This window comes from Arthrobacter sp. 9V (assembly GCF_902506065.1).
Classification (GTDB): domain Bacteria; phylum Actinomycetota; class Actinomycetes; order Actinomycetales; family Micrococcaceae; genus Arthrobacter.
Map to the genome: position 1 here is coordinate 4,118,783 of NZ_LR732912.1, position 23,698 is coordinate 4,142,480.

29 protein-coding genes are annotated in these 23,698 nt (G+C 61.7%); 12 read left to right on the top strand and 17 right to left on the bottom strand.

Going from position 1 to position 23,698, the window contains the following annotated elements:
- Window positions 1–179: 179 nt before the first annotated feature.
- A complete protein-coding gene (locus BACI9J_RS18875) occupies window positions 180–752 on the top strand; it encodes a GNAT family N-acetyltransferase (protein WP_159735719.1) in 573 nt (190 codons plus the stop codon).
- Here BACI9J_RS18875 and BACI9J_RS18880 read toward each other — a convergent pair.
- Window positions 709–1,536 carry an IclR family transcriptional regulator gene (locus BACI9J_RS18880; RefSeq protein ID WP_201296618.1) on the bottom strand — a complete coding sequence of 276 codons (828 nt, stop codon included), beginning with the start codon at window positions 1,534–1,536 and terminating at the stop codon, window positions 709–711. The genes BACI9J_RS18875 and BACI9J_RS18880 overlap by 44 nt on opposite strands.
- 157 nt (window positions 1,537–1,693) lie before the next feature.
- On the opposite strand from BACI9J_RS18880, the gene BACI9J_RS18885 reads away from it, so the two are divergent.
- From BACI9J_RS18885 to BACI9J_RS18895, 3 genes are read left to right on the top strand one after another with little or no spacing between them, the layout of a single operon-like run.
- Window positions 1,694–2,410 carry a CoA transferase subunit A gene (locus BACI9J_RS18885; protein WP_159735720.1) on the top strand — a complete coding sequence of 239 codons (717 nt, stop codon included), beginning with the start codon at window positions 1,694–1,696 and terminating at the stop codon, window positions 2,408–2,410.
- A gap of 20 nt (window positions 2,411–2,430) precedes the next feature.
- On the top strand, window positions 2,431–3,102 hold the full coding sequence (locus BACI9J_RS18890; protein ID WP_159735721.1) for a CoA transferase subunit B: 672 nt from the start codon (window positions 2,431–2,433) through the stop codon (window positions 3,100–3,102).
- Window positions 3,099–4,313 carry an acetyl-CoA acetyltransferase gene (locus BACI9J_RS18895; RefSeq protein WP_159735722.1) on the top strand — a complete coding sequence of 405 codons (1,215 nt, stop codon included), beginning with the start codon at window positions 3,099–3,101 and terminating at the stop codon, window positions 4,311–4,313. Before BACI9J_RS18890 ends, BACI9J_RS18895 begins: the two co-directional genes overlap by 4 nt.
- Here BACI9J_RS18895 and BACI9J_RS24465 read toward each other — a convergent pair whose 3' ends face one another.
- Both BACI9J_RS24465 and BACI9J_RS18905 read right to left on the bottom strand, forming a co-directional pair.
- Window positions 4,314–5,039, bottom strand: coding sequence for an ankyrin repeat domain-containing protein (locus BACI9J_RS24465; protein WP_442858651.1), 726 nt, complete (start codon window positions 5,037–5,039; stop codon window positions 4,314–4,316).
- Between the two features lie 80 nt (window positions 5,040–5,119).
- Window positions 5,120–5,692, bottom strand: a complete 573-nt coding sequence (locus BACI9J_RS18905) for a GlcG/HbpS family heme-binding protein (protein WP_201296619.1) — start codon at window positions 5,690–5,692, stop codon at window positions 5,120–5,122.
- Between the two features lie 192 nt (window positions 5,693–5,884).
- On the opposite strand from BACI9J_RS18905, the gene BACI9J_RS18910 reads away from it, so the two are divergent.
- The 5 genes from BACI9J_RS18910 to BACI9J_RS18930 all read left to right on the top strand — a co-directional run bounded on the left by BACI9J_RS18910 (window position 5,885) and on the right by BACI9J_RS18930 (window position 10,082).
- On the top strand, window positions 5,885–7,075 hold the full coding sequence (locus BACI9J_RS18910; RefSeq protein WP_159735724.1) for a sensor histidine kinase: 1,191 nt from the start codon (window positions 5,885–5,887) through the stop codon (window positions 7,073–7,075).
- Window positions 7,072–7,698 carry a response regulator gene (locus BACI9J_RS18915; RefSeq protein WP_159735725.1) on the top strand — a complete coding sequence of 209 codons (627 nt, stop codon included), beginning with the start codon at window positions 7,072–7,074 and terminating at the stop codon, window positions 7,696–7,698. The genes BACI9J_RS18910 and BACI9J_RS18915 overlap by 4 nt, the downstream gene beginning before the upstream one ends.
- Window positions 7,699–7,726: 28 nt before the next feature.
- Entirely contained in the window at window positions 7,727–8,293 is a 567-nt protein-coding gene (locus BACI9J_RS18920; RefSeq protein ID WP_159735726.1) for an HdeD family acid-resistance protein, read from the top strand.
- Window positions 8,294–8,355: 62 nt separating this feature from the next.
- Complete coding sequence (locus tag BACI9J_RS18925) at window positions 8,356–9,162, top strand: exodeoxyribonuclease III (RefSeq protein WP_159735727.1); 807 nt, start codon at window positions 8,356–8,358, stop codon at window positions 9,160–9,162.
- Window positions 9,163–9,194: 32 nt separating this feature from the next.
- Window positions 9,195–10,082, top strand: a complete 888-nt coding sequence (locus BACI9J_RS18930; RefSeq protein ID WP_159735728.1) for a hypothetical protein — start codon at window positions 9,195–9,197, stop codon at window positions 10,080–10,082.
- A 67-nt stretch (window positions 10,083–10,149) separates the two neighbouring features.
- Here the strand turns inward: BACI9J_RS18930 and aqpZ are convergent, their stop codons facing one another.
- The 5 genes from aqpZ to BACI9J_RS18955 form a co-directional block, all read right to left on the bottom strand.
- On the bottom strand, window positions 10,150–10,890 hold the full coding sequence (gene aqpZ / locus BACI9J_RS18935; RefSeq protein WP_159735729.1) for an aquaporin Z: 741 nt from the start codon (window positions 10,888–10,890) through the stop codon (window positions 10,150–10,152).
- A 141-nt stretch (window positions 10,891–11,031) separates the two neighbouring features.
- Window positions 11,032–12,081, bottom strand: a complete 1,050-nt coding sequence (locus BACI9J_RS18940; protein ID WP_159735730.1) for a LacI family DNA-binding transcriptional regulator — start codon at window positions 12,079–12,081, stop codon at window positions 11,032–11,034.
- A 115-nt stretch (window positions 12,082–12,196) separates the two neighbouring features.
- Entirely contained in the window at window positions 12,197–13,159 is a 963-nt protein-coding gene (locus BACI9J_RS18945; RefSeq protein ID WP_159735731.1) for a carbohydrate ABC transporter permease, read from the bottom strand.
- Window positions 13,156–14,121 carry a carbohydrate ABC transporter permease gene (locus BACI9J_RS18950; protein WP_159735732.1) on the bottom strand — a complete coding sequence of 322 codons (966 nt, stop codon included), beginning with the start codon at window positions 14,119–14,121 and terminating at the stop codon, window positions 13,156–13,158. The genes BACI9J_RS18945 and BACI9J_RS18950 overlap by 4 nt, the downstream gene beginning before the upstream one ends.
- 96 nt (window positions 14,122–14,217) lie before the next feature.
- Complete coding sequence (locus BACI9J_RS18955) at window positions 14,218–15,564, bottom strand: ABC transporter substrate-binding protein (protein WP_159735733.1); 1,347 nt, start codon at window positions 15,562–15,564, stop codon at window positions 14,218–14,220.
- A gap of 248 nt (window positions 15,565–15,812) precedes the next feature.
- Between BACI9J_RS18955 and BACI9J_RS18960 the strand changes: the two genes are divergently transcribed.
- Window positions 15,813–16,214, top strand: coding sequence for a helix-turn-helix domain-containing protein (locus BACI9J_RS18960; protein WP_159735734.1), 402 nt, complete (start codon window positions 15,813–15,815; stop codon window positions 16,212–16,214).
- A gap of 6 nt (window positions 16,215–16,220) precedes the next feature.
- Here the strand turns inward: BACI9J_RS18960 and BACI9J_RS18965 are convergent, their stop codons facing one another.
- The 6 genes from BACI9J_RS18965 to BACI9J_RS18990 are packed head-to-tail and all read right to left on the bottom strand — an operon-like array spanning window position 16,221 to window position 19,207.
- Complete coding sequence (locus BACI9J_RS18965; RefSeq protein WP_159735735.1) at window positions 16,221–16,889, bottom strand: DNA alkylation repair protein; 669 nt, start codon at window positions 16,887–16,889, stop codon at window positions 16,221–16,223.
- Between the two features lie 54 nt (window positions 16,890–16,943).
- Window positions 16,944–17,555: a hypothetical protein gene (locus BACI9J_RS18970; RefSeq protein ID WP_159735736.1), complete on the bottom strand. Its 612-nt coding sequence runs from the start codon at window positions 17,553–17,555 to the stop codon at window positions 16,944–16,946.
- Window positions 17,552–18,199 carry a DUF6286 domain-containing protein gene (locus BACI9J_RS18975; protein ID WP_159735737.1) on the bottom strand — a complete coding sequence of 216 codons (648 nt, stop codon included), beginning with the start codon at window positions 18,197–18,199 and terminating at the stop codon, window positions 17,552–17,554. The genes BACI9J_RS18970 and BACI9J_RS18975 overlap by 4 nt, the downstream gene beginning before the upstream one ends.
- Complete coding sequence (locus tag BACI9J_RS18980) at window positions 18,196–18,576, bottom strand: hypothetical protein (RefSeq protein ID WP_159735738.1); 381 nt, start codon at window positions 18,574–18,576, stop codon at window positions 18,196–18,198. Before BACI9J_RS18980 ends, BACI9J_RS18975 begins: the two co-directional genes overlap by 4 nt.
- Window positions 18,573–18,764 (bottom strand): DUF2273 domain-containing protein, encoded by a 192-nt coding sequence (locus tag BACI9J_RS18985; RefSeq protein ID WP_018779541.1) that lies wholly within the window; start codon window positions 18,762–18,764, stop codon window positions 18,573–18,575. The genes BACI9J_RS18980 and BACI9J_RS18985 overlap by 4 nt, the downstream gene beginning before the upstream one ends.
- Entirely contained in the window at window positions 18,761–19,207 is a 447-nt protein-coding gene (locus BACI9J_RS18990; RefSeq protein WP_159735739.1) for an Asp23/Gls24 family envelope stress response protein, read from the bottom strand. The genes BACI9J_RS18985 and BACI9J_RS18990 overlap by 4 nt, the downstream gene beginning before the upstream one ends.
- Window positions 19,208–19,620: 413 nt before the next feature.
- Between BACI9J_RS18990 and BACI9J_RS18995 the strand changes: the two genes are divergently transcribed.
- Together BACI9J_RS18995 and BACI9J_RS19000 are read left to right on the top strand one after the other, a co-directional pair.
- Entirely contained in the window at window positions 19,621–20,085 is a 465-nt protein-coding gene (locus BACI9J_RS18995) for a DUF6318 family protein (protein ID WP_236558766.1), read from the top strand.
- A gap of 232 nt (window positions 20,086–20,317) precedes the next feature.
- Window positions 20,318–21,043, top strand: coding sequence for a hypothetical protein (locus BACI9J_RS19000; protein WP_159735740.1), 726 nt, complete (start codon window positions 20,318–20,320; stop codon window positions 21,041–21,043).
- Here the strand turns inward: BACI9J_RS19000 and BACI9J_RS19005 are convergent.
- Genes BACI9J_RS19005 through BACI9J_RS19015 form a run of 3 tightly spaced genes read right to left on the bottom strand, consistent with a single transcriptional unit; the run spans window position 21,040 to window position 23,692 of the window.
- Entirely contained in the window at window positions 21,040–21,888 is an 849-nt protein-coding gene (locus BACI9J_RS19005) for a sugar phosphate isomerase/epimerase family protein (protein WP_159735741.1), read from the bottom strand. The two genes, BACI9J_RS19000 and BACI9J_RS19005, sit on opposite strands and share 4 nt — an antisense overlap.
- A gap of 2 nt (window positions 21,889–21,890) precedes the next feature.
- The gene (locus BACI9J_RS19010; RefSeq protein ID WP_159735742.1) at window positions 21,891–22,727 is read right to left on the bottom strand and encodes a carbohydrate ABC transporter permease; all 837 of its coding nucleotides are present in this window, start codon (window positions 22,725–22,727) and stop codon (window positions 21,891–21,893) included.
- The gene (locus tag BACI9J_RS19015; RefSeq protein WP_159735743.1) at window positions 22,721–23,692 is read right to left on the bottom strand and encodes a carbohydrate ABC transporter permease; all 972 of its coding nucleotides are present in this window, start codon (window positions 23,690–23,692) and stop codon (window positions 22,721–22,723) included. The genes BACI9J_RS19010 and BACI9J_RS19015 overlap by 7 nt, the downstream gene beginning before the upstream one ends.
- Window positions 23,693–23,698: the final 6 nt, after the last annotated feature.

Consider the following 23,698-nt stretch of genomic DNA (forward strand, 5'->3'; position numbering starts at 1 on the left):
GAACTCCTTTGTGTGTGGGTGTTGTCGATGGGTTTGGCGTTTCATCGATCCACAAGGAGGAGCCCTGGCGCGCGTCAGAGGTCGGCCGGGTAGCCGATCCGTGCAGGGCCGAAGCCCGATCCGGTCATCACGCTGGCCAGTCTAGCGGAGTGCCGCGCCCCAATGACAGGATGGTCCGCATGGCTATCGAGGTTCGACCCGCAACGGTGTTCGATGACGTGAAGGCCATGGTGGGGCCCAAGAGCCCCGACTCCAACGTGTGCTGGTGCCTGAGTTACCGGATCCCGTCGAAATTGAACCAGGAGCTCCAGAAGCAGGAGCGCGGGAAGTACGTGAAGAACCTGGTGGCCGAGGACCCGCCCCCTGGCGTTTTGGCTTACGACGGCGATCAAGTAGTTGGGTGGGCAGCGGTCCACCCACGCGCGGACACCACTTTTGCGAAGAACCGCAAGATCCCCCATGTGGATGAAAGCAAGGTGTGGTCTGTCTGGTGCATCCGGGTGCGGCCCGGGCACCGGGGTAAAGGCATCTCCCACGAACTCCTGCGCGGTGCAATCGACTTCGCCAAGAGCCACGGTGCGCCCGCCATTGAGGGGTATCCCGTGGACAACAAGGGCGGAAAAGTTGATCTGACCATGGCCTACGTGGGCACCCGCAGGTTGTTCGAGAAGGCCGGGTTCAAGAAGGTTGCCGAAACCACCTCAGTGCTTAACGGTTTCCCGCGAGTTCTGATGCGCCTGGACCTGAGCTAGCTCCCTGCAACCGCGCGCTCATTCGGTGCGCTTCCTCGAGCAACAATTTGCCCAGGAAAGCCTGGCGGTCCGGCCGGAAGCGCGGTTCGATCCCCGTTAAGGAGAGAGCCCACGCCGGCCGTCCCTGCTGGTCAAACACCGCAGCACCCATGCCCCAGCTGCCTTCCAGGATCAGCCCGGGATTGACCGAGTAGCCCGCCAGCCGGGTCTGCGCCAGATTCTCCCGCACCACATCGGCGGGATGTCCCACGGCAAACTCGCCGGCATGTGAAGGCCAGTCATTCAGTAGTGATTCCTGTTCGTCCGGAGGCAGGAAAGCCATAATGGCTGTGCCGGCAGATGCCACGCCCAGCGGAAAGCGCACGCCTTCATGCAGCACGAAGGACCGCACGGGGAAGGAGCCTTCTTCGCGCAGCACACACACCGTTTCGTTCCCGCGGCGGATGGAGAAAAAGGCGCTCTCCCCCGTCTCGGCAGCCAACCTGCGCAGTGCGGGCCGGGCAATGTCCTCCATGGGGAACCGTGCAGCAGCCACCGAGCCCAGCAGGAAGATCTCCGGCCCCAATACCCACTTTCCGGAGGCGGAGTCATGTTCCAGCAAACCTTCCGCAGCCAAGGACGTCAGCAGCCGGTGAACGGTGGGCCGGGTCAGGCCGGATTCGCGCACCAAACCCGCCAATGAGGTGCCTTCCGGTTTCCGCCCCACCAGCCGAAGCAGCAAGGCTGCCCTGCCTACGACTTGTGCTCCCTGAACCACCACAGCATCCTCCTGAAAAGATTTCATCCACAATGTGGACACCTCACATCCTAGCGTCCACACCCTGAGTAGGAGAGCCCTAGTGTCGTTGACCAGCCAGCCAAGTAATACCTAGTCTCCTCATCAAGAGACCGCCCAGTCCACAAAGTGGATGCTGGAGTCAGAACTCAATGAGGAGCACAGTATGGCCAAGATCCACCAGAGCGCAGCGCAAGCGCTCCATGACCTGATGGCAGACGGCCTGACAATCGCCGTCGGCGGTTTTGGCCTGAGCGGCATCCCCGCGGACTTGATCGACGCCGTTCGTGAATCGGGGGCCAAGGACCTCACCATCGTTTCCAACAACATGGGCGTGGACGGCAAGGGGCTTGGTGTCCTGATTGAGGCGGGCCAGGTCCGCAAGGTCATCGCTTCCTACGTGGGCGAGAACAAGCTCTTCGCCGAGCAATACCTGGCGGGGAAGCTCGAGGTTGAATTCACCCCGCAGGGCACCCTCGCCGAACGCCTCCGGGCCGGCGGCGCAGGCATTCCCGCCTTCTATACCCGGACGGGCGTGGGAACCTTGGTTGCCGAAGGCAAGCCGCTGGAAGAGTTCGACGGCGTAACCTACGTCCGCGAGCGCGCCATCACCGCCGACGTCGCACTGGTTCATGCACACACTGCCGATACTGACGGCAACCTGATCTACCGCTACACGGCGCGGAACTTTAATCCGGTGGTGGCTACCGCCGGGGCAGTGACCATCGCCGAGGCCGAGGTCATTGTGCAGCCGGGCGAACTGGATCCCAACCACATCGTCACCCCCGGAGTGTATGTGCAGCGGCTGGTTCAGGCCACGGATCGGGTCAAGGACATTGAACAGCGCACGGTCCGCCAGCGGGCAGAATCCCTCACGGTTTAGAAGCAAAGGAGCTCATCACCATGGCATGGACACGAGATCAAATGGCCGCCATCGCGGCCGAAGAATTGAACGACGGCGACTACGTCAACCTGGGCATCGGCATTCCCACGCTGGTTGCCAATAACCTGCCCGACGGCGTGCGGATGGTCCTCCAAAGCGAGAACGGCCTGCTGGGAATGGGTCCTTTTCCCTATGAGGGCGAGGAAGATGCCGACCTTATCAACGCGGGAAAGCAGACTGTCACCATCACTCCCGGCGGGAGCATTTTCGACTCCGCCACCTCGTTCGGCATGATCCGTGGCGGGCACGTGAAGGTGGCCATCCTGGGTGCCATGCAGGTTTCCGGCTCAGGGGACCTGGCCAACTGGACCATCCCCGGCAAGATGGTCAAGGGCATGGGCGGAGCCATGGATTTGGTGGCCGGGACTCCACGGGTGGTGGTCCTCACCGAGCACAACGCCAAGGATGGTTCGGCCAAGATCGTCACCGAATGCACGCTCCCGCTCACTGGGCTGAAGTGCGTTGACCGGATCATCACGGACCTGGCCGTTTTTGACATCGAAGAAGCACGACTGCTGCTGACCCGGCTCGCCCCGGGCGTCACGGTGGAAGAGATCCGCGGCAAGACCGATGCACAGTTCAGCGTGGCGCTGACGTCAAAGGAACACACGCTTGAAGGAGCACGCGCATGAGCCTGAAGGAACAGTTTGGCAAAGACATCCTGCTCACGGGGTGGGGCCACAGCAAGTTCGGGAAGCTGACGGATGACACCCTGGAGTCGCTGATCGTTCAGGTGGCGGGCGAAGCCATCAAGAACTCGGGGCTGGACCCCAAGGACATTGACGAGATCTACCTCGGGCAGTTCAACTCGGGCATGCAGCCCCTGGGGTTCACGTCGTCGTTGGCGCTTCAGTTGTCCGCAGATCTGGCCAATGTCCCGGCTACGCGCACAGAAAACGCCTGCGCTTCGGGGTCGGCGGCTTTCCAACAGGGCGTCAAAGCTGTCCTGGCCGGAACTGCGCGTAACGTCCTGGTGATCGGGGCGGAGAAAATGACCGACGCCGGCGCGGACGTTGTGGGTGCTGCCCTCCTGGGTGCGTCGTATGAGATGGCCGGCAAAGCCTCCAGCACCGGGTTCACTGGCCTGTTCGCGGAGGTAGCCAAGCACTACGGGAAGCGCTACGGCGCTGGAATCGGCGGCCCGGGTTTTGAGAACGGCCTCGGCGACGTCCTGGGTTCCATCGCTGCCAAGAACCACCGGAACGGCATGGACAACCCGTACGCCCAGATGCACCGGGACTTCGGCGAGGAGTTCTGCCGAACCATATCCGAGAAGAACCCCATGGTGGCCGAGCCCTTGCGCCGCACTGACTGTTCGCCGGTCTCGGACGGTGCTGCCGCCGTCGTACTTTCCACGTCCGCTACCGGAGGCGCAACCGCGCCGGTGCGCCTGGCCGGTTTCGGTCACGCCAACGACTTCTTCCCGGCGGAGAAGCGCGATCCCACCGAGTTCGCAGCCACCAGGGCTTCCTGGGAACGCGCGTTCACCATGGCAGGCGTAGGCCTTGAGGGTCTGGACTTCGCCGAGGTGCACGACTGTTTCACCATCGCCGAGCTGATCATGTACGAAGCCATGGGCCTCACTCCCCGTGGCGAGGGCGCGCGAGCCATTCAGGAAGGCTGGGTTTACAAGGACGGCAAGCTGCCCGTGAACGTCTCCGGTGGACTCAAGGCGAAGGGGCACCCTGTGGGCGCCACGGGTGTGTCGCAGCATGTGATCGCCGCGATGCAGCTCACGGGGACCGCCGGGGACATGCAATTGCCCAATGCCCGCCGTGGCGCGGTACAGAACATGGGCGGCGTAGGCATCGCCAACTATGTGAGCGTGCTGGAGGCGCTGTAACTAGCGGGCCCGGATCAATGCCGCGATTTCCGTGAACCCGAGCCGCTCTGCGTTCTGCAGGGCGGTTCGGCCTTGGGGGTCGCGGATGTCCGGGTTGGCGCCGGCTGCGAGGAGTTGCCGGACCACCTCCTGCTGATTGGGTCCACCGTTATTGAGCAGGATGGCTTCCTGCATGGCGGTCCAACCCAGGTTGTTGACGTGGTCCACGGGCACACCCACGGCAATGAGAATCCGAACAGTTTCCGTGTGCCCGTGCTCGCTCGCCGGGATCAGCGCGGTGCCACCGTACCTGTTGATGCTGCGAACATCGGCGCCCGCAGCCAGCGTCAGCTGCAGGACCTCGTTAAAGCCCTCGGCCCCGGCGTAGAGGAATGCGGAGTCCTGGATCTCGTCCTTGGCATTGACGTTGCCGCCAGCTGCGATCAGCTCGCGAACCCTCGTGGAATCGTTGGCTTTAGCGGCAAGGATGAGGAGTCGGTCGGTTTCCATTTGGGCCTCCGGTAGGAGTTGGGGCGGCGCTGAGACTTTGGACGGCACAGCGGCCGACGACGACGGGCCGGGACTTGCACTGGACGTCGCGGTGGAACTGGGGGCTGGCGCGGTGGAACTCCCGGCTGGCGCTGCAGGACCCGCGGTCACGGGAGCCGACGCTGAGCTGGAAGGCGAGGGTGCCGCCGTCGTACATCCAGCCAGAAGCCCGAGAACCAGCAATCCCGCCCCCACCACCGGAGTTTTTGTACAGATAACGCCCCTAAAACGCCTCCAGAAGGGCCGTATCTGTACAAAAACTCCACGGGGATTCATGGCTACTTCGCGGCCGTAGCCAGGGCGTCCGCGCCGGCGGTGGCGCAAGCTTCGTCGAGGGCGCCGTCCGGAGCGCCGCCAACTCCGATCCCCGCCACGGATACGCCGTTTACCTTCAGCGGAACGCCACCGGCCAGGAACAAGGTACCCGGGAGGTCAGCGATGGAAGGGCCATTGCCGTTGATGCGCTTGGCGAGCTCGCTGGTGGGAGCACCGAAAGCTGCGGCCGTGTAGGCCTTCTGCTTGGCGGCTTCGATGGTGTGCTCGGCGGCGTTGTCACCGCGAAGGATCGCCTGGACCGTGCCGAAACGGTCAACCAGGGCAACGGTGACGAACGGCAGCTTGTCCGTCTGGCACTTGGCCAGCGCGGCGTTGACCGCTGCGCTGGAAGCGCCCACGGAGATGCGGTTTTGGGACACAACGTTCTCCGGTGCCGGCTGAACCTCGGCGGCAACCTTCACGGGGGCGGCTGGCGCGGCTGCGGGCGACACTGCGTTGGCGACGGCTGTCACACCGCCGGTGAGCAACAGTGCTCCGGCAGCGGCGGCGGCAATCATCTTGTTGGACTTCTTCACAGGGTTCTCCTCGTAGTAAGCAGCGGGTACATCTCCATGCTTCCGGGAAAGCCCGCGGGCCACATCGGCCGGGCGCCGCTGCCGGCCTCAGCCTTTCCGCCACCGGTATCAGCCAAAAGGTGGAGAGACCAAGAAGCGCCCGGGATCTAGCATGGGAAGAACGCCTTCCACCGAACCCGGAACGGGAATTTCATGCCAACCGCCAGTACACGGATTGATGGCCGCATTGATGTGGTTGTGCACTTGGGCTTTGCCGCCCTGATGGTGGCCTCCGCCGTCCGCTACGTCATGCGCCACTCCCCTGCGGACAATCTATGGACCGTTGCTTTGGCCGTTGCTGTGTGTGCGCTCTATGCGGTCACGGCCCTCTTGGCCCACCGACAACGCGCGCATCAGCTGTGGATCCCATGGATGGTGGCTTTGGTGGCGGCGTGGGCCGCGTTGGTGGTGGTGGCTCCGAGTTTCGCCTGGTGTTCTTTTGCCATCTTCTTCCTCACCCGCACTGCCTTCCGCGGTTGGGCCGGTTACGTGGCGGGAGGCGCGACGGCGGCCGCCACCGCTGTGGGGCTCTTCCGGATGAGCGGCTGGACGGACATCGCCATGCTCCTCGGCCCGCTGGCTGCGGGCGCGCTGCTCACCCTGATCTACGACAAGATTGAGCGCGACGCGGCGCTGCAGCGCAAACTTTTCGACGACGTCACCCAAGCCCAAGAGCAACTCGCCGCCAAGCAGCGTGAAGCCGGGATCGCCACCGAACGCGAGCGGGTTTCCCGTGAAATCCACGACACCGTTACTCAAGGATTGGCCAGCAGCCTGCTCCTCCTCGAGGCAGCTCAGCGCTCCTGGCCAGCCGAAACCGCCCACGAGGATGTACGCAAGGCAACCGGGCTGCTGCGGCGCAACCTCGCGGACACCCGAAGCCTGGTGCATGAACTCTCCGCCCCCGGACTTGAGACTGCGCCGCTCCCGGAGGCCTTGGAACATGCAGCGCGGCAGTACTTTGAGACCGTCAGCGTCCGCGTCACCGGGGAGCCGACGCCCCTTCCCTCCGAGGTGCGGCACGCCCTGCTCCGCGTTACGCAAAGCGCCGTTGCCAACATCAAACTTCACGCCAGCGCGGACCATGCCAGCGTGACACTGGGGTACCTTCCGGACGCAGTGACCTTGGACGTGTTCGACGACGGCCGCGGCTTTGATCCCGCAGCGGTACCTCCGGCGTCGGCAAGCGGAGGATACGGCCTCCGCGCAATGCGGCAACGTGTTGAGCAGCTGGGCGGAGAATTGTCTGTGGAGAGCTCGCCCGGCGAAGGAACCATCATTGCCGCGCAGTTCCCACTTGCCCGGGTTGTTGATCCGGCCAATTCTGTGAAGGAGCCCCTGTGAACCCCATCTCCGTGCTGCTGGTGGACGACCATACGGTAGTCCGGAGCGGGCTCAAGGCGCTGCTGGGCACCCAAGCTGATATCGCCGTCGTCGGGGAAGCATCCTCCGGCGAGGAAGCGCTGGAAGCTGCCCGCGAGCATTCACCCTCCGTAGTCCTCATGGACCTTGCCATGGGCGCCGGGATGGATGGGATCGAGGCCACCAAGCGACTCCGTCAGCGGAACCCCCAGCAGGCCATCATCGTGTTCACCACCTACGATTCCGACGCCGACATTGTGCGTGCCGTCGACGCCGGCGCCATGGGCTATTTACTCAAGGACGCTGCGCCGGAGGAGATCTTCGCAGCCGTCCGCGGGGCGGTGCAAGGGAAAAGCGTGATGAGTGCACCCGTGGCTTCGCGCCTCTTCCAACAGCTACGGAATCCGGACGAAGTTCTCACTCCCCGCGAAGCCGAACTGCTCAGTCTCCTGACAGAGGGCCTCAGTAATCGTGATCTTGGAAAACGTCTGTTCATCTCCGAAGCAACCGTGAAAACCCATCTAGCCCACATCTACGCCAAACTCGGCGTCGAAACACGCGCTGCAGCAATTGCCACAGCTATCCGGCGCGAGGGGATGCGGTAAAGGCACGTGGTTGGTTACGCTGAGGCCTATGAACGACGCAGCGGATCGCAAAATGTTCAAAAGCCCGGGAACTGCTTTGCTGGTCCGGGGAGCCCTTTTCATAGTTTTTGGCCTCTTGATCTTTATTTTGCCGAGCGCCACCGCTTTCGTGGTAGTCGTCATGTTCGGGGTATTTGCCATCATTGACGGTATTACCAGCGTGGCTCATTATTTCTATGACCCCGCCGGCCGTTCCCGCTGGACCATAGTGGGCGGACTCATTTCCATTGCAGCGGGCATTGTGGCCATTGCCTTGCCGGGAATTACGGCGGCAGCAATCGGGGTTCTGATCGGATTGTGGGCACTGGTCCTGGGTCTCTCTCAAATCATCCTGTCCCTTGCAGCGCGGACCTTCGTCCGGAGCTGGGGTATCTGGTTGCTGACAGGCCTGATCACCGCCGTGTTCGGGATTGTGGTTCTGGTGAATCCGGGGCTCGGCCTCTTGGGCCTGGTATGGATGCTGGCAGGATTCGCGATCGTCACGGGGCTGCTCCTGATCGCTTCGGGCATAGGGCTCCGGAAACTCTCATCTTCCTCGGCGCTTTACGTCCGCTAGTTCGGCAAGGTAAAAAGCCGTCGGGGGATGCGCTCAGCCCCAAGTTCGGTAAGTTAGTGGCTGTGAAGATAGCTACCTGGAATGTGAACTCCCTCCGCGCCCGTGCCGACCGCGTTGAAGCCTGGCTTGAGCGCAGTGACTGTGATGTCCTGGCCATCCAGGAGACCAAGTGCAAGGACGAGAACTTCCCGTGGGAGCTCTTTGAGCGCATGGGTTACGAGGTTGCACACTTCGGTGTGAACCAGTGGAACGGTGTAGCCATCGCCTCGCGTGTTGGCCTGGAGGATGTGCAGCGGACCTTCCCGGACCAGCCCGCATTCGGCAAGGCAGGCAAGGATCCTGCACAGGAAGCCCGTGCCATCGCAGCCACCTGCGGCGGCATCCGCATCTGGAGCCTCTACGTCCCCAACGGCCGCTCGCTGGACGACGAACACATGCCCTACAAGATCAAGTGGCTGGACGTTCTCCAAGGCCACGCAGCCGAATGGGTCAAGTCCGATCCCACGGCGCAAGTCGCCCTGATGGGTGACTGGAACATCGCACCGTTCGACGACGACGTGTGGGACATCGAACTTTTCCGCAACAACAACTACACCCACGTCTCCGAACCGGAGCGCGCGGCCTTCCACGCCTTCGAAGCCGGCGGTTTCACCGACGTCGTCCGTCCCTATACTCCGGGCCCGGGCGTGTACACCTACTGGGACTACACGCAGCTGCGCTTCCCCAAAAAGGAAGGCATGCGCATCGACTTCTGCCTCGCCTCCCCGGCGCTGGCATCACGGGTCACAGGCGCCTCAATTGACCGCGAGGAACGCAAGGGCAAAGGCGCTTCGGACCACGCTCCCGTCATTGTGGAGCTTGCAGACTAAATAGAGGCATACGGACGAAAGGGGCGAATGACATGACTGGAAACCTTTACCGGGGTCAGGCAGGTCTGCCGTTCTCTTCGTCGCTGCGTATTTATGAGCCCCTTGAGGCCTTCCCACCCGAACAGCAGCGCCGGCTTCTGGCGGAAGGCAGTAAGGCCGGCTCCCGGGCCGCCGTCGAAAATGCGGAGCTCCAAGCCTCGCTGGGACGCATCACGCGTTCCGGCGGTGATCCTTTCCCCACCGGCCGCACGGACCTGGTGCGCATGACGCGCGTACCTACCGGGCGGCACGCTGCGCCGCAGGAAACAGAAGATCACGACGCCGCACGGCTGCTTTACTGCCCAAGTCAACTGGTGATTCGGGCGGGCTTGGCAGCCAATGCGCTCATGGACGGTGTGCACAGTCCGCTGGCCGATCTCCTCATTCCGGTCTCGCAGCGGGACAAACACCAGGCCAGGATCGATCGCATCAACGCAGGGGAAGCCGCAAAGCGCGTGCACACCCGCGCCTCCACGTGGGGCATCCCGTTCAGCTGGTTCTCGCTCTTCAGCGAGTCTGACCGCAAGGATGTGGTGGAGGCCGAGGGGCGCATCCTTACCGTGCGTGTGTGGACACCCCTCACCGAAGCCCTGGACCGGGCCCGGTTCGCTGTAGCCCACTTGGCGTTGGCTGCGCCGGATTTGGACATGCTGGATGACCTCACGCAGCTCACGGAATGGCTGGAACTTTTCCATGTCCAGTCCATGGTGGAGCTGGACTACGGTGCCGTGGCTGACAAGGTGTACCCGGACGAATCGCCCATGGATGTCCGGCTCGGCATCGAGTGCCTGGCCGAAGGCGACATGACCGGCGCAGCCGCTGCCTACCGCAGGCTTGCTTCGCGGTGGATACCCATCCGGCAACTGGCCCGCGCGTCCTAGCCCTGCGCGTACCTGGCCCAGGGCTGCCTGGCCCTGCGACTCCTGGCCTGGGATTTGGCTTCCTGGTTTAGCGTTCGAGGACCACGTCCTCGGTGTTCGGGAAGAACTTCTTGTACGTGATGCCCGCGATGGCAGCCCCGATGATCGGGGCGAGAATGAAGAGCCATACCTGCCCCAGCGCTTCGGGCCCTGCGAACCAAGCCACACCAAGGGAACGCGCCGGATTCACGGACGTGTTGGTCACCGGGATGGACACCAAGTGGATCAAGGTCAGTCCGAGCCCGATCGCCGCGGGTGCGAAACCTTTGGGTGCCCGGGAGTCGGTGCTGCCCAGGATGATGTAAAGGAAGATGGCGGTCAAGACGACCTCCGTCAACAGGCCAGCGAGCAGTGAATACCCTTCCGGGGATCTCTCGCCATAACCGTTGGATGCGAAACCGGATTTCACGGCGTCGAATCCGTCTTTGCCGGACGCTATGGTGAAAAGTGCCAGGCCCGCTACAGAGGCAGCTGCTACTTGCGTGATGATGTAAGGCCCCACGGCCTTCCACTCAACGCGACCCGCTAAAGCCGCACCGATGGTCACCGCGGGGTTGAAGTGCCCGCCGGAGATGTGGCCCACTGCGTAAGCCATGGCAAGAACTGTCAGCCCAAACGCCAATGCGACGCCCAGGAATCCGATTCCCATATTGACCTTGTCCTCGGAGAGGACTCTTGCAGCCAAAACTGCGCTGCCGCAGCCTCCAAAGACGAGGACAAAAGTCCCCAATGCTTCGGCCCCGAGCCGGGACGGAAGTGATGTATGCATGATCGCCTATTCCTCTACTTAGTGTCTCCGGACGACGTCCAAACGTTGGTTCCGTTTTCGGAACCGTCAGGCGTGGTCGCGGCACACTAATTAGGTGGGGGCAAAGCGCGGTTCATGACGGAGATTGCCGCCGCCGTGTGGCTAGCTCGGCGGGGCTGTTGTCTCCCGGACAATCAGCTTGTGGGGGGCCACTTCTGAATGGACTGCCCCCGGGTTGCCGTCGAGTTCATCCAGCAGCATCTTGGTTGCCAGCTCGGCCTGGTTGTCGGGGCGCTGGCCCACCGTGGTGAGCCCGATTGATGCCGAGAAGTCATGGTCGTCGATCCCGATGACTGAGAGGTCTTGCGGGACCCTGACCCCGTGCCGCCCCGCTTCGAAAATGACACCCATCGCCATCTCATCCGAGGAACAGAAAATAGCCGTTGGCTTGCGGCCTGGTTGGCTCCAAAGCCGGTTGAACGCTTGCTGCCCGCTGGCGACTGTGAAGTCCCCCCACTGGTCCCATTCGGGACGGACTTCCAGGCCGGCGTCGGTCATGACTTCCTGGAAGGCGCGGATACGGACGCGGGGAACGTCGAAATTCAGGTCCGTTTCGTCGTCGCCATGGAGCAGCGCGATGTCCTTGTGTCCCAAGTCCAGCAGATGCCGCACGGCGGTGGACGCGGCGTCGTAGTCATTGATGCCTATGTAGGCGCAGTCCTCAACGTGACCGCCCACCACTACCAGCGGGATATCGATCTTGTGGAGATGTTCCAGCTCTTCCTCGGTCAAGGACATACACAGCACCAGCAAGGCGTCAATCTGTTTGTAGACCATGGTGGAACTGAAGAGGCGCTCACGGTTGCTGCCATGGCCGCCCAGGTTGAACAAGGAGAGGTTGTACTTGCGGGAGTGGAGCTCCCGGTCCGCGCCCTCGATCGCTTTGGAGAAGAACCACCTGCTGACGAAGGGGGCCAGCACGCCGATGGTGCGCGTACGGCCGGTTGCCAGGCCTGACGCCGACGACGACGCCACGTACCCCAGGGAACTGGCTACTTCAAGAATTTTTTCGCGGGTGGCGGGAGAGACCCGCGGCAGTCCCCGCACGGCTCGTGAGACGGTGGCGGTGGAAACTCCAGCGGCTGCGGCAACGTCCTCAATACTGACACCGGTATGGCCGCCACGTTGGGATCTACCCGTAGTTTTTGACACAGGCTCCCCTCTCCGGCCGTCGTTGCTCCGCCTTCAAACCTTAGGTGCGTACTTGTGGATTGCGGCCCTCGGTTACGCGTGCACGTAACGCGCTGCGTAACCGAGGCCGCAGTACCTACCCCTTGAGGCCGCCGGAAAGCAGGCCGCGAACGAAGTAGCGCTGCAATCCGAAGAACACCAGAAGCGGGATGATGATGGAGACAAACGCTGCTGCCGGGTTCAGGTAATCCCTGGCACCACGGGTGCCGGAAATTTCTGCCAGACGCTGCGTGATCGGAGCAACGTCAGCGGTTCCACCGGAGAACACCAGCGCCACCAGCAGGTCATTCCAGACCCACAGGAACTGGAAGATGGCCAGCGAGGCAAGGGCCGGGACCGAGAGCGGCAGAATGATCCGCCAGAAAATGGTGCTGTGTCCGGCACCATCCACCCTTGCCGCCTCAATGACTTCACCGGGAATTTCGGAGATGAAGTTGTGGAGGAGGAAGATGCCCAACGGAAGGCCGAACATGGTGTGGGCAATCCACAGCTGGGCGTACGAGCCCGCGGGGAGCTGCAGGGTCTGCGTGAAGAACTGCAGCAGCGGAATCAGCGCCATCTGGAGCGGAATGATCTGCAGGGCGAAGACGAAGATGAAGAGTGCGTCGCGGCCCTTGAACTTTCCCCACGCGAAAACATACGCAGCCATGGACCCCAATACCAGCACGAAGATGGTGACCGGGATGACGATCGCAATGGAGTTGACGAAGTACTGCGACAGGTTGGCGGACTGTGAGCCCGCCGGTGTCAGGACGTCCACATAGTTCTTGAACGTGAACTGCCAGTCGACGAAGGCATTCCACCAGCCGTCGGACCGGGGACCCACCTGCTTGGCGGCAGGACGGAACGAGGTGACAAAGAGGCCGAAGGTCGGCACAGACCATACGACGGCGATAATGACGGCTGCCGCTGTTGCCCACTTGGACGTGAGCTTGGTCTTGACGCGCCGCATGATCGGCTGGGCGTCCTCCGTCGGATCGGATCCAGGACGCTGCCGGGTGGCCTTCGAGGCCTCTTTCGGGGCTGGCGTGGCTGTCAATGGATCTCCCTTTGCTTGCGAAGGACTCGAGCGTTGTACACGACGATCGGCAACACCATGAGGAACAGGACCAAGGCCAATGCGGCACCGCGTCCCGGCTCACCTGCGCGGAAGGCCTGCGTATACATTTCGTTGGCAACCACGGACGTGTCGTAGTTGCCTGCGGTCATGGTTCGGACAATATCGAACACCTTCAGCGTGGCGATGGTGATGGTTGTCAGCACCACCACCAAGGCTCCACGGATACCCGGGACCGTCACGTTGCGGAACTGCTGCCAGGCGTTGGCCCCATCCAGGCGGGCCGCCTCAAGGAGTTCCACGGGGACACCCTTGATGGCTGCAGAGAGAATCACCATGGCAAAGCCGGTCTGGATCCAGACCATGACGATGATCAGGAAGAAGGTGTTTCCCGGGGCGTCCAAAAGGAACTGCTTGGGATCCATACCCAAGGAGACCCGGAAGAAGTTGATGACACCGGTCTGCTCAATGTTCGGGCCGCGGTAGTCATAGACGAGCTTCCAAATGATGCCGGCGCCCACAAAGGAGATGGCCATGGGCATGAAGACCAACGATTTCAAAACCCGCTCTCCACGGGCTTTGTCAATGAACACGGCGTAGGCAAGTCCAAAGCTCGTGGATAGCAGCGGAACCAGGACGGTCCAAATGACGGTGTTCCTCAGCGTGGTCAGAGCCTCGGGCTGCGTGAACATCCAAACGAAGTTGTCAAAGCCGTTGCCGTTGCCGCTGGCATCAGTGAAGGCCAGCATTGACGTGCGAACCGCCGGATAAACCAGGCCCACCAGCATCAGGATGGCCGCGGGGGCAAGGAAGCCCGCAACGGTTACTTTGTCCTTGATCGATTTAGGTGCCCTGTCCACCAGCAGCATGATGATGCCGATAACCGCGGCGAATATCGCCAGGGCTATCACTACTTGAAGGAGTTTTTCTCCAACGAATTCCATACCCAACCTCCGGGGCGTGAGTGAATCACTAAGTTCCGGGAAAAGCACTGCCTCCCCGGCTGGCGGTACCAGTCAGGGGAGGCAGCACTTTGGGAGTTAGCTCTTAGGCCAGCTGGACTCGATGCTGTTGGCAACATCCTGTGAGGACGTGCCGTTGATCCACTGCACGATGCCCTTCCAGAAGGAGTTGGAACCAACTGCACTCGGCATCAGGTCAGAGCCGTCAAAGCGGAACACGGTGTCAGGGTCCTGAAGGATCTTGACCGTCAGCTTGTCCAGGTCAGACTGGGCGTTGTTGGGGTCCAGGCCCTTGTTTGCGCTGACCACGCCGCCAAGCTTGACGCGGTTGTTGGCGAAGTCGGCGCTTGCCAGGTAGGCCAGGAACGACTGAACTTCAGCGGTGTCCTTGTAGGCGCCAACCATCTCGCCGCCACCGGTAACTGCCTTACCCTTGCTTTCGTCGATCGGCGGGGTGATGAAGGCCCATACGTCGCCGTCCTCGGCAACGTTGGTTCCTGCAGGCCAGTTAGCAGCCTGGAAGTTGGCCTGGTGGTGCATGGCGCAGGTACCATCCAGGACCGGCTGGCCCGCCTGGGCGAAACCGGTGCTCAGGATAGTGCGAACGTCGCCGAAGCCACCGTTCACCATCTCCGGGTTGAGCAGGATGTCGCCGGCCTTGTTGAAGGAATCAACAATCTTGGGGTCATTGAACGGGATCTGGTGGGCCACCCACTGGTCGTAGACCTCGGGTCCGTGGGCGCGCAGGACAACGTCCTCGATCCAGTCGGTGCCCGGCCAGCCGGTTGCCTCGCCGGATTCGAAACCAGCACACCACGGCTTCATGTTCTTGTCATCTGCCGCGATCTTCTTGGACAGATCGATCATTTCGTCCCAGGTCTTGGGGACTTCCCAGCCTTTGTCCTTGAAGGTCTTGGGCGAGTACCAAACAAAGCCCTTGACGTTGGCAAGCATCGGAGCGGCGTAGTAGGTGCCGTCCACGGTGCCGTACTTCTTCCAGTCCGGGGACCAGTTCTTGTCCACAAGATCGGAGACGGTCTTCGGAGCAGGCTTCAGGTAGCCTGCACGTGCCTGAGTGGCAAGGAGGCCGGGTTGCGGGAAGATCGCAACATCAGGGGCAGTGCCGGACTGGGCACGCACGCCGATCTGCGTTTCAAATTCCTTGCTGCCCTCGTACTTAACGGTGATGCCTGTGCAGTTCTCGAACTGCGACCAGGATTCCTCGAGGTTGGTTGCTTCAATATCCACGATGGTGGAGTAGACGGAGACGGTCTTGCCGTCATGCTTGCCATAGCTTTCGTAGGCGGAGCAATCATCCGAGCCGGCGGTGGATCCTCCACCGCCACCATCTCCGCTACAGGCGGAAAGGGTAAGTGCCAGAACACCGGCGGCTGCGACCGGTAGCAGGTACTTGGTTTTCTTCATGCTAAAGACTCCTCGCTGAGTACAAAGATTCGGCGGCGCAATTGATGTGGTGACGCTCACACTAACTAGGATCATCATGCGAATGCAAGCGCTTACACCGAATGTAATCGCATCGATACCAAGTCGCCTGAGCTTCACTGCGGGCGGCGGGAGTCCAGTCAACCGCGGACGGTTGCCGCCAAATCCCGGACGAACCATTCGCCGCCCTAATTTGATTGCCTACTATTGCCTATGGAAAAGTAGGAATCGTGGATGAACTTGAAGCACTGCAAACCATAGGCCGCCTGATCAAGGAAGAACGCTTGGCGCAAGGGCTGAGCCAGGTTCAGTTGGCCAAGCAGGCAGGAACTGCAATCAAGACGGTCCGCACGCTGGAATCAGGAACCCGGCGGACGCAGGAGATCAACCAGCGCAAGCTCGAGCACGCTTTGGGCTGGAGGGCGGGCTCGGTGTCCGAGGTCCTGAAAGGTAAATCGAACTTCGCCCCGGACATGATCACCCCTGACGACATGCGCACGGGCGAAGAATCACGTCAGGGGCCTCCCCGCGTCACCGTTCCCAACGCCCCGATCTCGCGGGCCTCACACCTCTCCGACGAAGAGCTGCTCGCCGAGCTCACTTACCGGATGATGCACAGAAACAGAGGCTGACCGGTCTCATTTCGCTGACTGACGCCGCACCATTTCATTAATCCAAGCCGGCGCGAACGGCGAGGTGCAGTTAGGTGGCGTGGGGTAGTCCTTCAGTACTTCCAAGCGCTCCCCAATGTCCAAGGCCCTGGCCCTATGCTCCGGGAATTCGATCCCGATCTGCGCCAGGCAGGTGTTCATGGCCCATTGGAGCCTGTCCGGGGCTTCCTTCATCCGGGCCTCAATCGTGTCCAGTAAATGCATCAGGTCCATGCCCTGGGGTTTTTTGACAACCCGTTCCGAGGTCAGAGCCCAGCCGGCACTGGCCACCACGGGATCAGGGTCTGCGAACCATGCCACCCGCAGGTCCTCGGAATGCGGACTCTTCTTCACAACGTAATTGACCAGCCAGTCCTGCACTTTGGGAGTCCGCGCACCCCGCAACATGCCGTCCAGCTCCTCGCGTTCAAAGTCCTTGGGCCGGCAGATCAAGAGAGCCAGCAACCTGGCCGCAGTGTCACCGGTTGCCCATAGCTCACGGGAGAGATCCTGCTGGGTTTTCAGCCTCTTCGCGATGGCGCGCAGCTTGCTGAGATTCACCCCATGGTCATCGCCGTGTTTTTCGTTCACTTCACGAGCCCGGGGTTCTTCAAGCGCAGCCAGTTCCGCCAACAGCCCGGTGGTTTCTTCCCTCATGACGTTCTCCTCTGTGACGGTTGGACCCAGTGATCCGCAGGACCCTGAGGGTTCTCAGCGGACCCTTTCCGCCTTGGTAAACCTTGCCCTGGCGCCGGAAACCATGTGCACCAGCACGGGAGTCTTCTGCCCGATGACCAGGTCCATCGCTTCAACCAGCTGCGACACTTCCGCAGCCAGAATGTGAGGCGCCACGCCCTGCCTTGGTTGGATGCGGATGCGTAGTCCGGGCTGGCCTTTCACTTCAAGGGTGGCAACAGAGGCGCCGGCGAGATCCGTCCTCTCAGACAGGGCAGCTCTCAGCGCTTGCTCGGCCACGCCGCCGCCGATCCGGACTTCCCCGTCCACCGCGCTGTCGTCGTCGCTCGCCACCAGGAGGTTCGCCCGGCCTTTACCTTGCTGGGACAACCAAGCGATCATCGCAATGATGATGGCCACCAAGAGAATGCCGGCCACAATCCACAGCCAGCTCTCTTCCCGCCCGGGGAGGTGCGTTTGCCTGAAGGCATTTTCCGCACCAGCCCACACCGAAGCTGACCAACCATGCCACCACGCGGCCACTGCCGGCACGGTGGCCAACAGCACCAGAAGCACTCCGACGGCCAGCAGTTTCACGCCGATGATGAACAGCAGTATGCGGTTGAGGGCCCTAGGTGTTCCGTTCACGCTCCGATCACCCCTGACGACGCCAGGTTGACCCGGACAGCAGGCATGGGCACCGGCGACATTTCCTCAAGTTCAGCCTGAACAGCTGTTAGCACTGCTTCTTCACTGACCCGGCTGCCGGACGTCGGCCGCACGTTCACCACCACCAATTGCCGCGAGACAATCACCATGACCTGTTCCTGGGTGACGTTCGCGGCAGTTCGTGCACGACGTGCCAGCGCCGAGGCCAGGACCTCATCATCAACCACAACGGCGGTGCGTGGGTCCCGGAGCAAGTGGCGGGCTCGCCTGCCCGGCAGGACAGCATGCAACAGGAAGAAGAGCCCCACCATTGCGATGACGGCACCACTCGCCCCAAGCAGCAACGGTGAGATGCCTTCCGGGAGGGCGATAATGCGCTCCGCCGCCGTAGTGGGGTCTATCAGCCACGGCGGTTGCCCGATCGCGCGGACTCCTGCTTCCAGCAAGGCGTAGCCGCAAAGAACAATCACCAGAACTGCCGCGATCACAGACGCTCCCGCACGGGACGAATGCGTTTCTCGGCGCAGGATACGGCTCATCCCCGGGTCTTCCCCGGCCACAGGGCTTGCTCCCGTATTCGAATCAGCTGCATCTATCTGCTGTGTTTCCTGATCCTGGGTCACTGGACGCGGCCTCCCTCAGTGACGTGTGCTCCGCTGATCCTGATGTCCACCCTGCTGAGTTGGGAACCACTGAGCCGGGTGACGGTTTCAAGAACGAAGGCCTTGGCGGCTACCGCACGGTCCCAGATGGAGCCCCCAAAGCCTTGGACACGCTGCGGATCGCGTAACACCTCGGTCAAAGCCGGGACGCTGATAGGTGCCACGATGGACAAAGCCAACAGGCCGTCGTCGTCCGCCCAATCAGCGCGGATGTCGCCGGCGTCAACGCCGAGCGCCTGCGCTGCGGCGGCTCGAGCCAACGATGTCAAAGCCTGGGTACTGATCCGGTTATGGCCGGCCAGGCTGGTGGTGAACTCCACAGCCTCAGCCACGCTCATGACGAAGAGCGCCGGCCCGTGATGGCATCCAGCACACTGCGAAGATCCAGCTTGCCCTCAGCCGCACGGCCAAGCAGGGCACCTATGCCCATGAAAAGCAGCGAGATCAGGAAACCCCATAGCCCGAACGAGAAGGACATGAAAGCCACGAAAGCGCCGATAGCGATTCCCACCACGGTCATGCTCATTGAAGTGCCTCCCTTTCCACTACCACTGTCTTGCTTCCCGCGGGTTTGGCCGGCGGTGCAATGAAGACGTCCGTGATTTCGATGTTGACCTCAATCACCTGGAGACCCACCAGTTCTTCCACGGCGCGGTATACGGCAGCCCGGACCTGGTTGGCGACACCGTGCAGGGGGTGGCCGTAGAGAGCCACCAAAGTGATGTCCACTGCTACCTGGGTCTCTCCTACCTCGGCGCGGACGCCTGCGGCGTGGTCCGAGCTTCCGACGGCGTCGCGAATAGCACCCAGCGCGCGGGATGGGGCGGAGCCCAAGGAGTAGACGCCGGGCACTGTGCGGGCAGCGATGCCCGCAACTTTGGCGACGGCCGCCTCGGAGATGATGGTGCGTCCGGTACCAGGGATTTCGCCCCCGGGCACAGGATCAAGCTGCACATTATGGTCTTCCATGGAGCACTCCCCTTCTCTTGAGTACCACCCTAGCGTCTAGCTCCGACGCTTTGGGAGAAGCGTCGGAGGGAAGGGAACGCGCCCGACTCCGGCGGGTTATCCACAAGCACGAATTCCTGGCTGGGTCGCGGTTGTTCTTCCCACCTAGACTGGCCGACACATCACCAAAACAGCTGTTGGGGAGCCTCGCCATGCCACGCCACTCATTAGTGTCTCTGCCTTTTATTCGCGCCCGGTCAGCGGCAGTGGCACTCTCAGTAGCCTTGCTTCTGAGCGGCTGCCAGGGCGGCAGCACGCCCGGCGGTGGAGCCTCCCAAACAGGCACGACGACGGCGTCGCCCACCTCAAGCGTTCCGGTTCCGGCGGCTTCGGCTACTCCACCAGGGACCACGGCCACTCCGTCAGCGTCTGCCGTGTACAAGCCAGCCGACGCCCAAGGAAAAGCACAGAACGTGCCAGTACCCGTGATGCCGGAGCTGGCGAAGGAAAACTCCAAGGCGGGGCTGGAAGCGTTTATTGGGTACTGGTACGCGCAGCTGTCCTACGTGGGAGAAACAGGCGATATGTCGTTCTGGCTGCCGCTGACCTCCCGAGACTGCCGGCTTTGTCTCCGTCTTCAGGAGTCCGGCGAAGACGGATATGTGGATGGGCGGTGGCTGTCGGGAGGGAAGATCTCGATCCCGGTGGTGGAAGTGCAATGGACCGCCGACACCATGAGGGCGGCCAAAGTGCAGGTCGTACAAGAGCAAATCGACTACTACAACGCGGACGGAAGCATCGGGCGATCAAGATCGGAAGCATCAAATGATGCGTTCGCCCTCTTCGCCAAGTTTGCCGACGGCGCTTGGACGGTGGTGGACCTTGGCGTCATCGAGTAGGACTTTCGATGCGGTAATCCGCTCGGCCCTTGGCATCGCCTTCGGGCTATTAGTATGTTGCAGTCTGGCACTGACACCCGCATCGGCGGATGACGTATGGGCTGGAAACAATGCGGGGGATGAAGGAATCGATATAGGTGCCAGGTTCAAAATCGATCCTACGAGCGGACAGTTAGCACCAAGTCTCGGAGGATCATCAACCTCACCCGCAGCCGACGATCCGAATCAGTACATGGCCGATGTTCACTGCCGGGCCGACGGACCCGACACGAAGGATCCCGGCTGTGACGCCCTCGAATGCCCGGCCGCCGCAGTCGGCGCGGAAGCAGGCACACCGGTCATCTGGAAAGAGGCCCCCAAAGCCATCACCAACCCCGGCTGGACCGACTGGATCCCTGTCAGCGGCCCTACCTGCCTGTACGACCCCGAACCCGAGAACGTCCTGGACAACATCGCCGCCCGGATCCTCACCGACTTCCAACAACTCCCCGTCAACCCCGGAACCCTCGAAGCCCAACCCTTCCCCCACACCCTCAAAGGCGGACCCACCAACTTCTACACCACCGCCGGCGAGCAAACCTTCAACGTCACCATCCTCGGCCAAACAGTCCACCTCACCGCCACACCCGCCAGCTTCACCTACACCTTCGGCGACGGCACCACCCTCGGCCCCACACCAGCCGCCGGCTACTCCATCCCCGAAACCGAATGGCTCACCAACGACACACGCACCAGCCACAGCTACACGGAAACCGGCAACTACCAAGCAACCGTCACCACCAACTTCGCCGGCACCTACTCCGTCAACAACGGCCCACCCCTACCCATCAACGGAACCCTGGACATCACCACACCCGCCAAAACCATCCACGTCTGGAAAACAGAAAAAGCCCTCGTCGCCGACACCTGCCAGGAAAACCCCAACTCCTGGGGCTGCCCCGGAGCAGAGACCGGCTAAACCGGGATCCGGGTCAGGCTGGCTTCAAAGGCATCGAGACACTGAGTCACTGCAGCGCGTGGGTCCAACGCGTAGGAGCCGTCGCCAAAGAGTTCAAAGGTCAGCGTGCCCCTGTAGTTCAGCTGACTGAGTTCGCGCAGAATTTCTTCGAGGTCCAGAAAACCGTCGCCCCACGCCAGATGGCCGGTGGGAGCACCGTCAACCAGGTGCACGTGCTTGATGCCCTCGCCGAAAGCTTCGGCATAGTCGCGGACGTGCTCATGTGCTGCTGCCATGGCAACGGTGTCAATCACCACCCCCAAAGTTGAGGATCCGACGTCGTCGAGCATTATCCGGAGCGAGCCCACATCAGTAACGAGGTTCGACTCCACACGCTGAAGAGGTTCAAGCACACAAGCCACGCCCAACTGGCCCGCGCGCTCAGTGATGTTTTGCAGGGCTACGACGGACCTCCCCCAGGCGACCTCAGCTGGTTGGTCCTCATATCCTCGTCCGGAAGTAAGGAACAGCAGGGGTGACTCCAACTCGCTGCACACCTCGGCGGCGCGCAGGAAGAACTGCAGACTTTGCTCCCTGAGCCACTCCTCGCCGGAGGCAATGTTGACCGGATAGGCAACCTGCTCCGGGGTTATGCAGGACACTGTGAGCTCACGTTCCCGCAGCTGTCCCCTGACTTTTCGCAAGTGGGCTGAATCGGCTTCGGGAATGTGAAGGTGCGGGGCAATACCCCACAGCTCCACTACGGTCCTACCGAGCTCGGCCATGTCGTCGAGGCAACGCTCCAAGGTGTGGTGCTGGTAAGCAAAATTTGAGCCACCCACCTGGTCCGGATTCAGTACCCGCATGTCTACTTGCCAACCCCATCAGCGAGGCCACGGATGAAGTACCGCTGCCCTGCGAAGAACAGCACAATCACAGGAATTGCTGCGATTGCCATGCCGGCGAACACCACAGGATAGTCCGTACCGTGCTTGGACATCAGATTGGTCAGCCCCACCGGAAGGGTTTGCAGCGCTCCCCCGCTGGTGAACACCATGGCGAACAAGTACTCATTCCAGGTGAACAGGATGTTCAAGAGAACGGTCGAAACCAGGATCGGTTTGCACATAGGCAGGATGACCTGCCAGAACGCCCGGGCCTTTGAGGCTCCGTCCACTGATGCTGCCTCGTCCACCTCCGCAGGCAAATCCATCATGTAAGCCCGGATGAGGAAGGTTGTGAACGGAACACGGAACGCGGTGTACAAAATCAGCAACGCCCAGAGGTTGTTGTACAGTCCCAAGCTCTGGAACATTTTGACCAGCGGGATCAGCGCCACCGTGGGAGCGAGCATCAGGCCGCCAAGAATAAGGATCAGCACCACCTTGTTGAACGGGATATTCACCCGGGTCAGTCCGTATGCGGCCCACGCGCTGATAAATACGGTGGCAATGGTGGAAGCAACGGTCACCAAAACGCTGGTAGTAAGGTAATCGCCCACTCCTCGGTTCCACGCGGTGACGTAGTTGTCCCATTTCCACGCGACGGGCAGGGCGAAGGGATTGGAGAACAGTTCGGAGTTGGATTTCACCCCGTTGAGCAACATCCATATCAAGGGATAAATAACCACGACGGCGAGGGCAATCAGGAACGCTTTAACAAGGACCCGCCCGAGTACCAGCAGCACTGCTGAACGCGTCACCATTGGACCCTCCTTTTCTTGGAGATACGAAGCTGAATGACGGCAAGGACCAACGTGATGATGAAGACGGCGGTTGCGACGGCGGCCGCATAGCCGAAGTCATTGCGAACGAATCCGCTTCTGTAGAGCCAGGTGCCCAGGACCTGGCTGGAATTGTTGGGGCCTCCGCTGGTCATGACCATGACTTCGTTGAACACCTGAAAGGCTCCTGACACGGTGACAATCATCATCAGGCCGGTCATTTCCCGGACGAGCGGCAATGAAATCGAAAAGAACCGCTGGAAAGGACCGACGCCGTCTATGGACGCCGCTTCATAGAGTTCCGACGGGATCCGCTGCAATGCCACTGAGAACAGAAGCGTGCAGTACCCGAAGCCCTGCCACTGACTCATGGCGATGATGGCGAAGATCGCCGTGTTTTCCTGCCCCAACCATGCCTGGGTGAAGTTTCCAAGGCCCAGGAAATCCAGCGCCGCGTTCAGGATGCCCATCTCGGGCTCGTAAATGAAGTAGAACAGGAGACCAGCCACTGTCAGCGAGATCGCCGAGGGCACAAAGTAAACGGCTCGGAGGATTCCCCTCCACCGCTGGCTTCGAAGTCCCTCGATCATGGCCGCGAGGATCATGGCCCCGAACACTTGGAAAGCAATGGAGATGATGGCGTACAGCGTGTTGTTAAGGAGTGACTTCCAGAAGATGGGGTCGTTGAACATGCGGACGTAGTTGTCCGCTCCCACAAAGGTTTGGCGGCCACTGTAGATGTCCCACTTGAGGAAACTGAAACCAAGGTTCTGCACCAAGGGCAGGTAGGCGAAGACACCCAGCAGCAGGACCGCCGGCAGCACCCACACAATGTTGCGCCAGCGACGCGTCCGGGCGGATTTGGCGGCTCGGTTCTTTGGCGACTTAGCGGAAACAGGCGCCCGAGGCGGAGCCGCAGGCTTCCAGTCAGTATCGGAAACGGTCATGGCGTT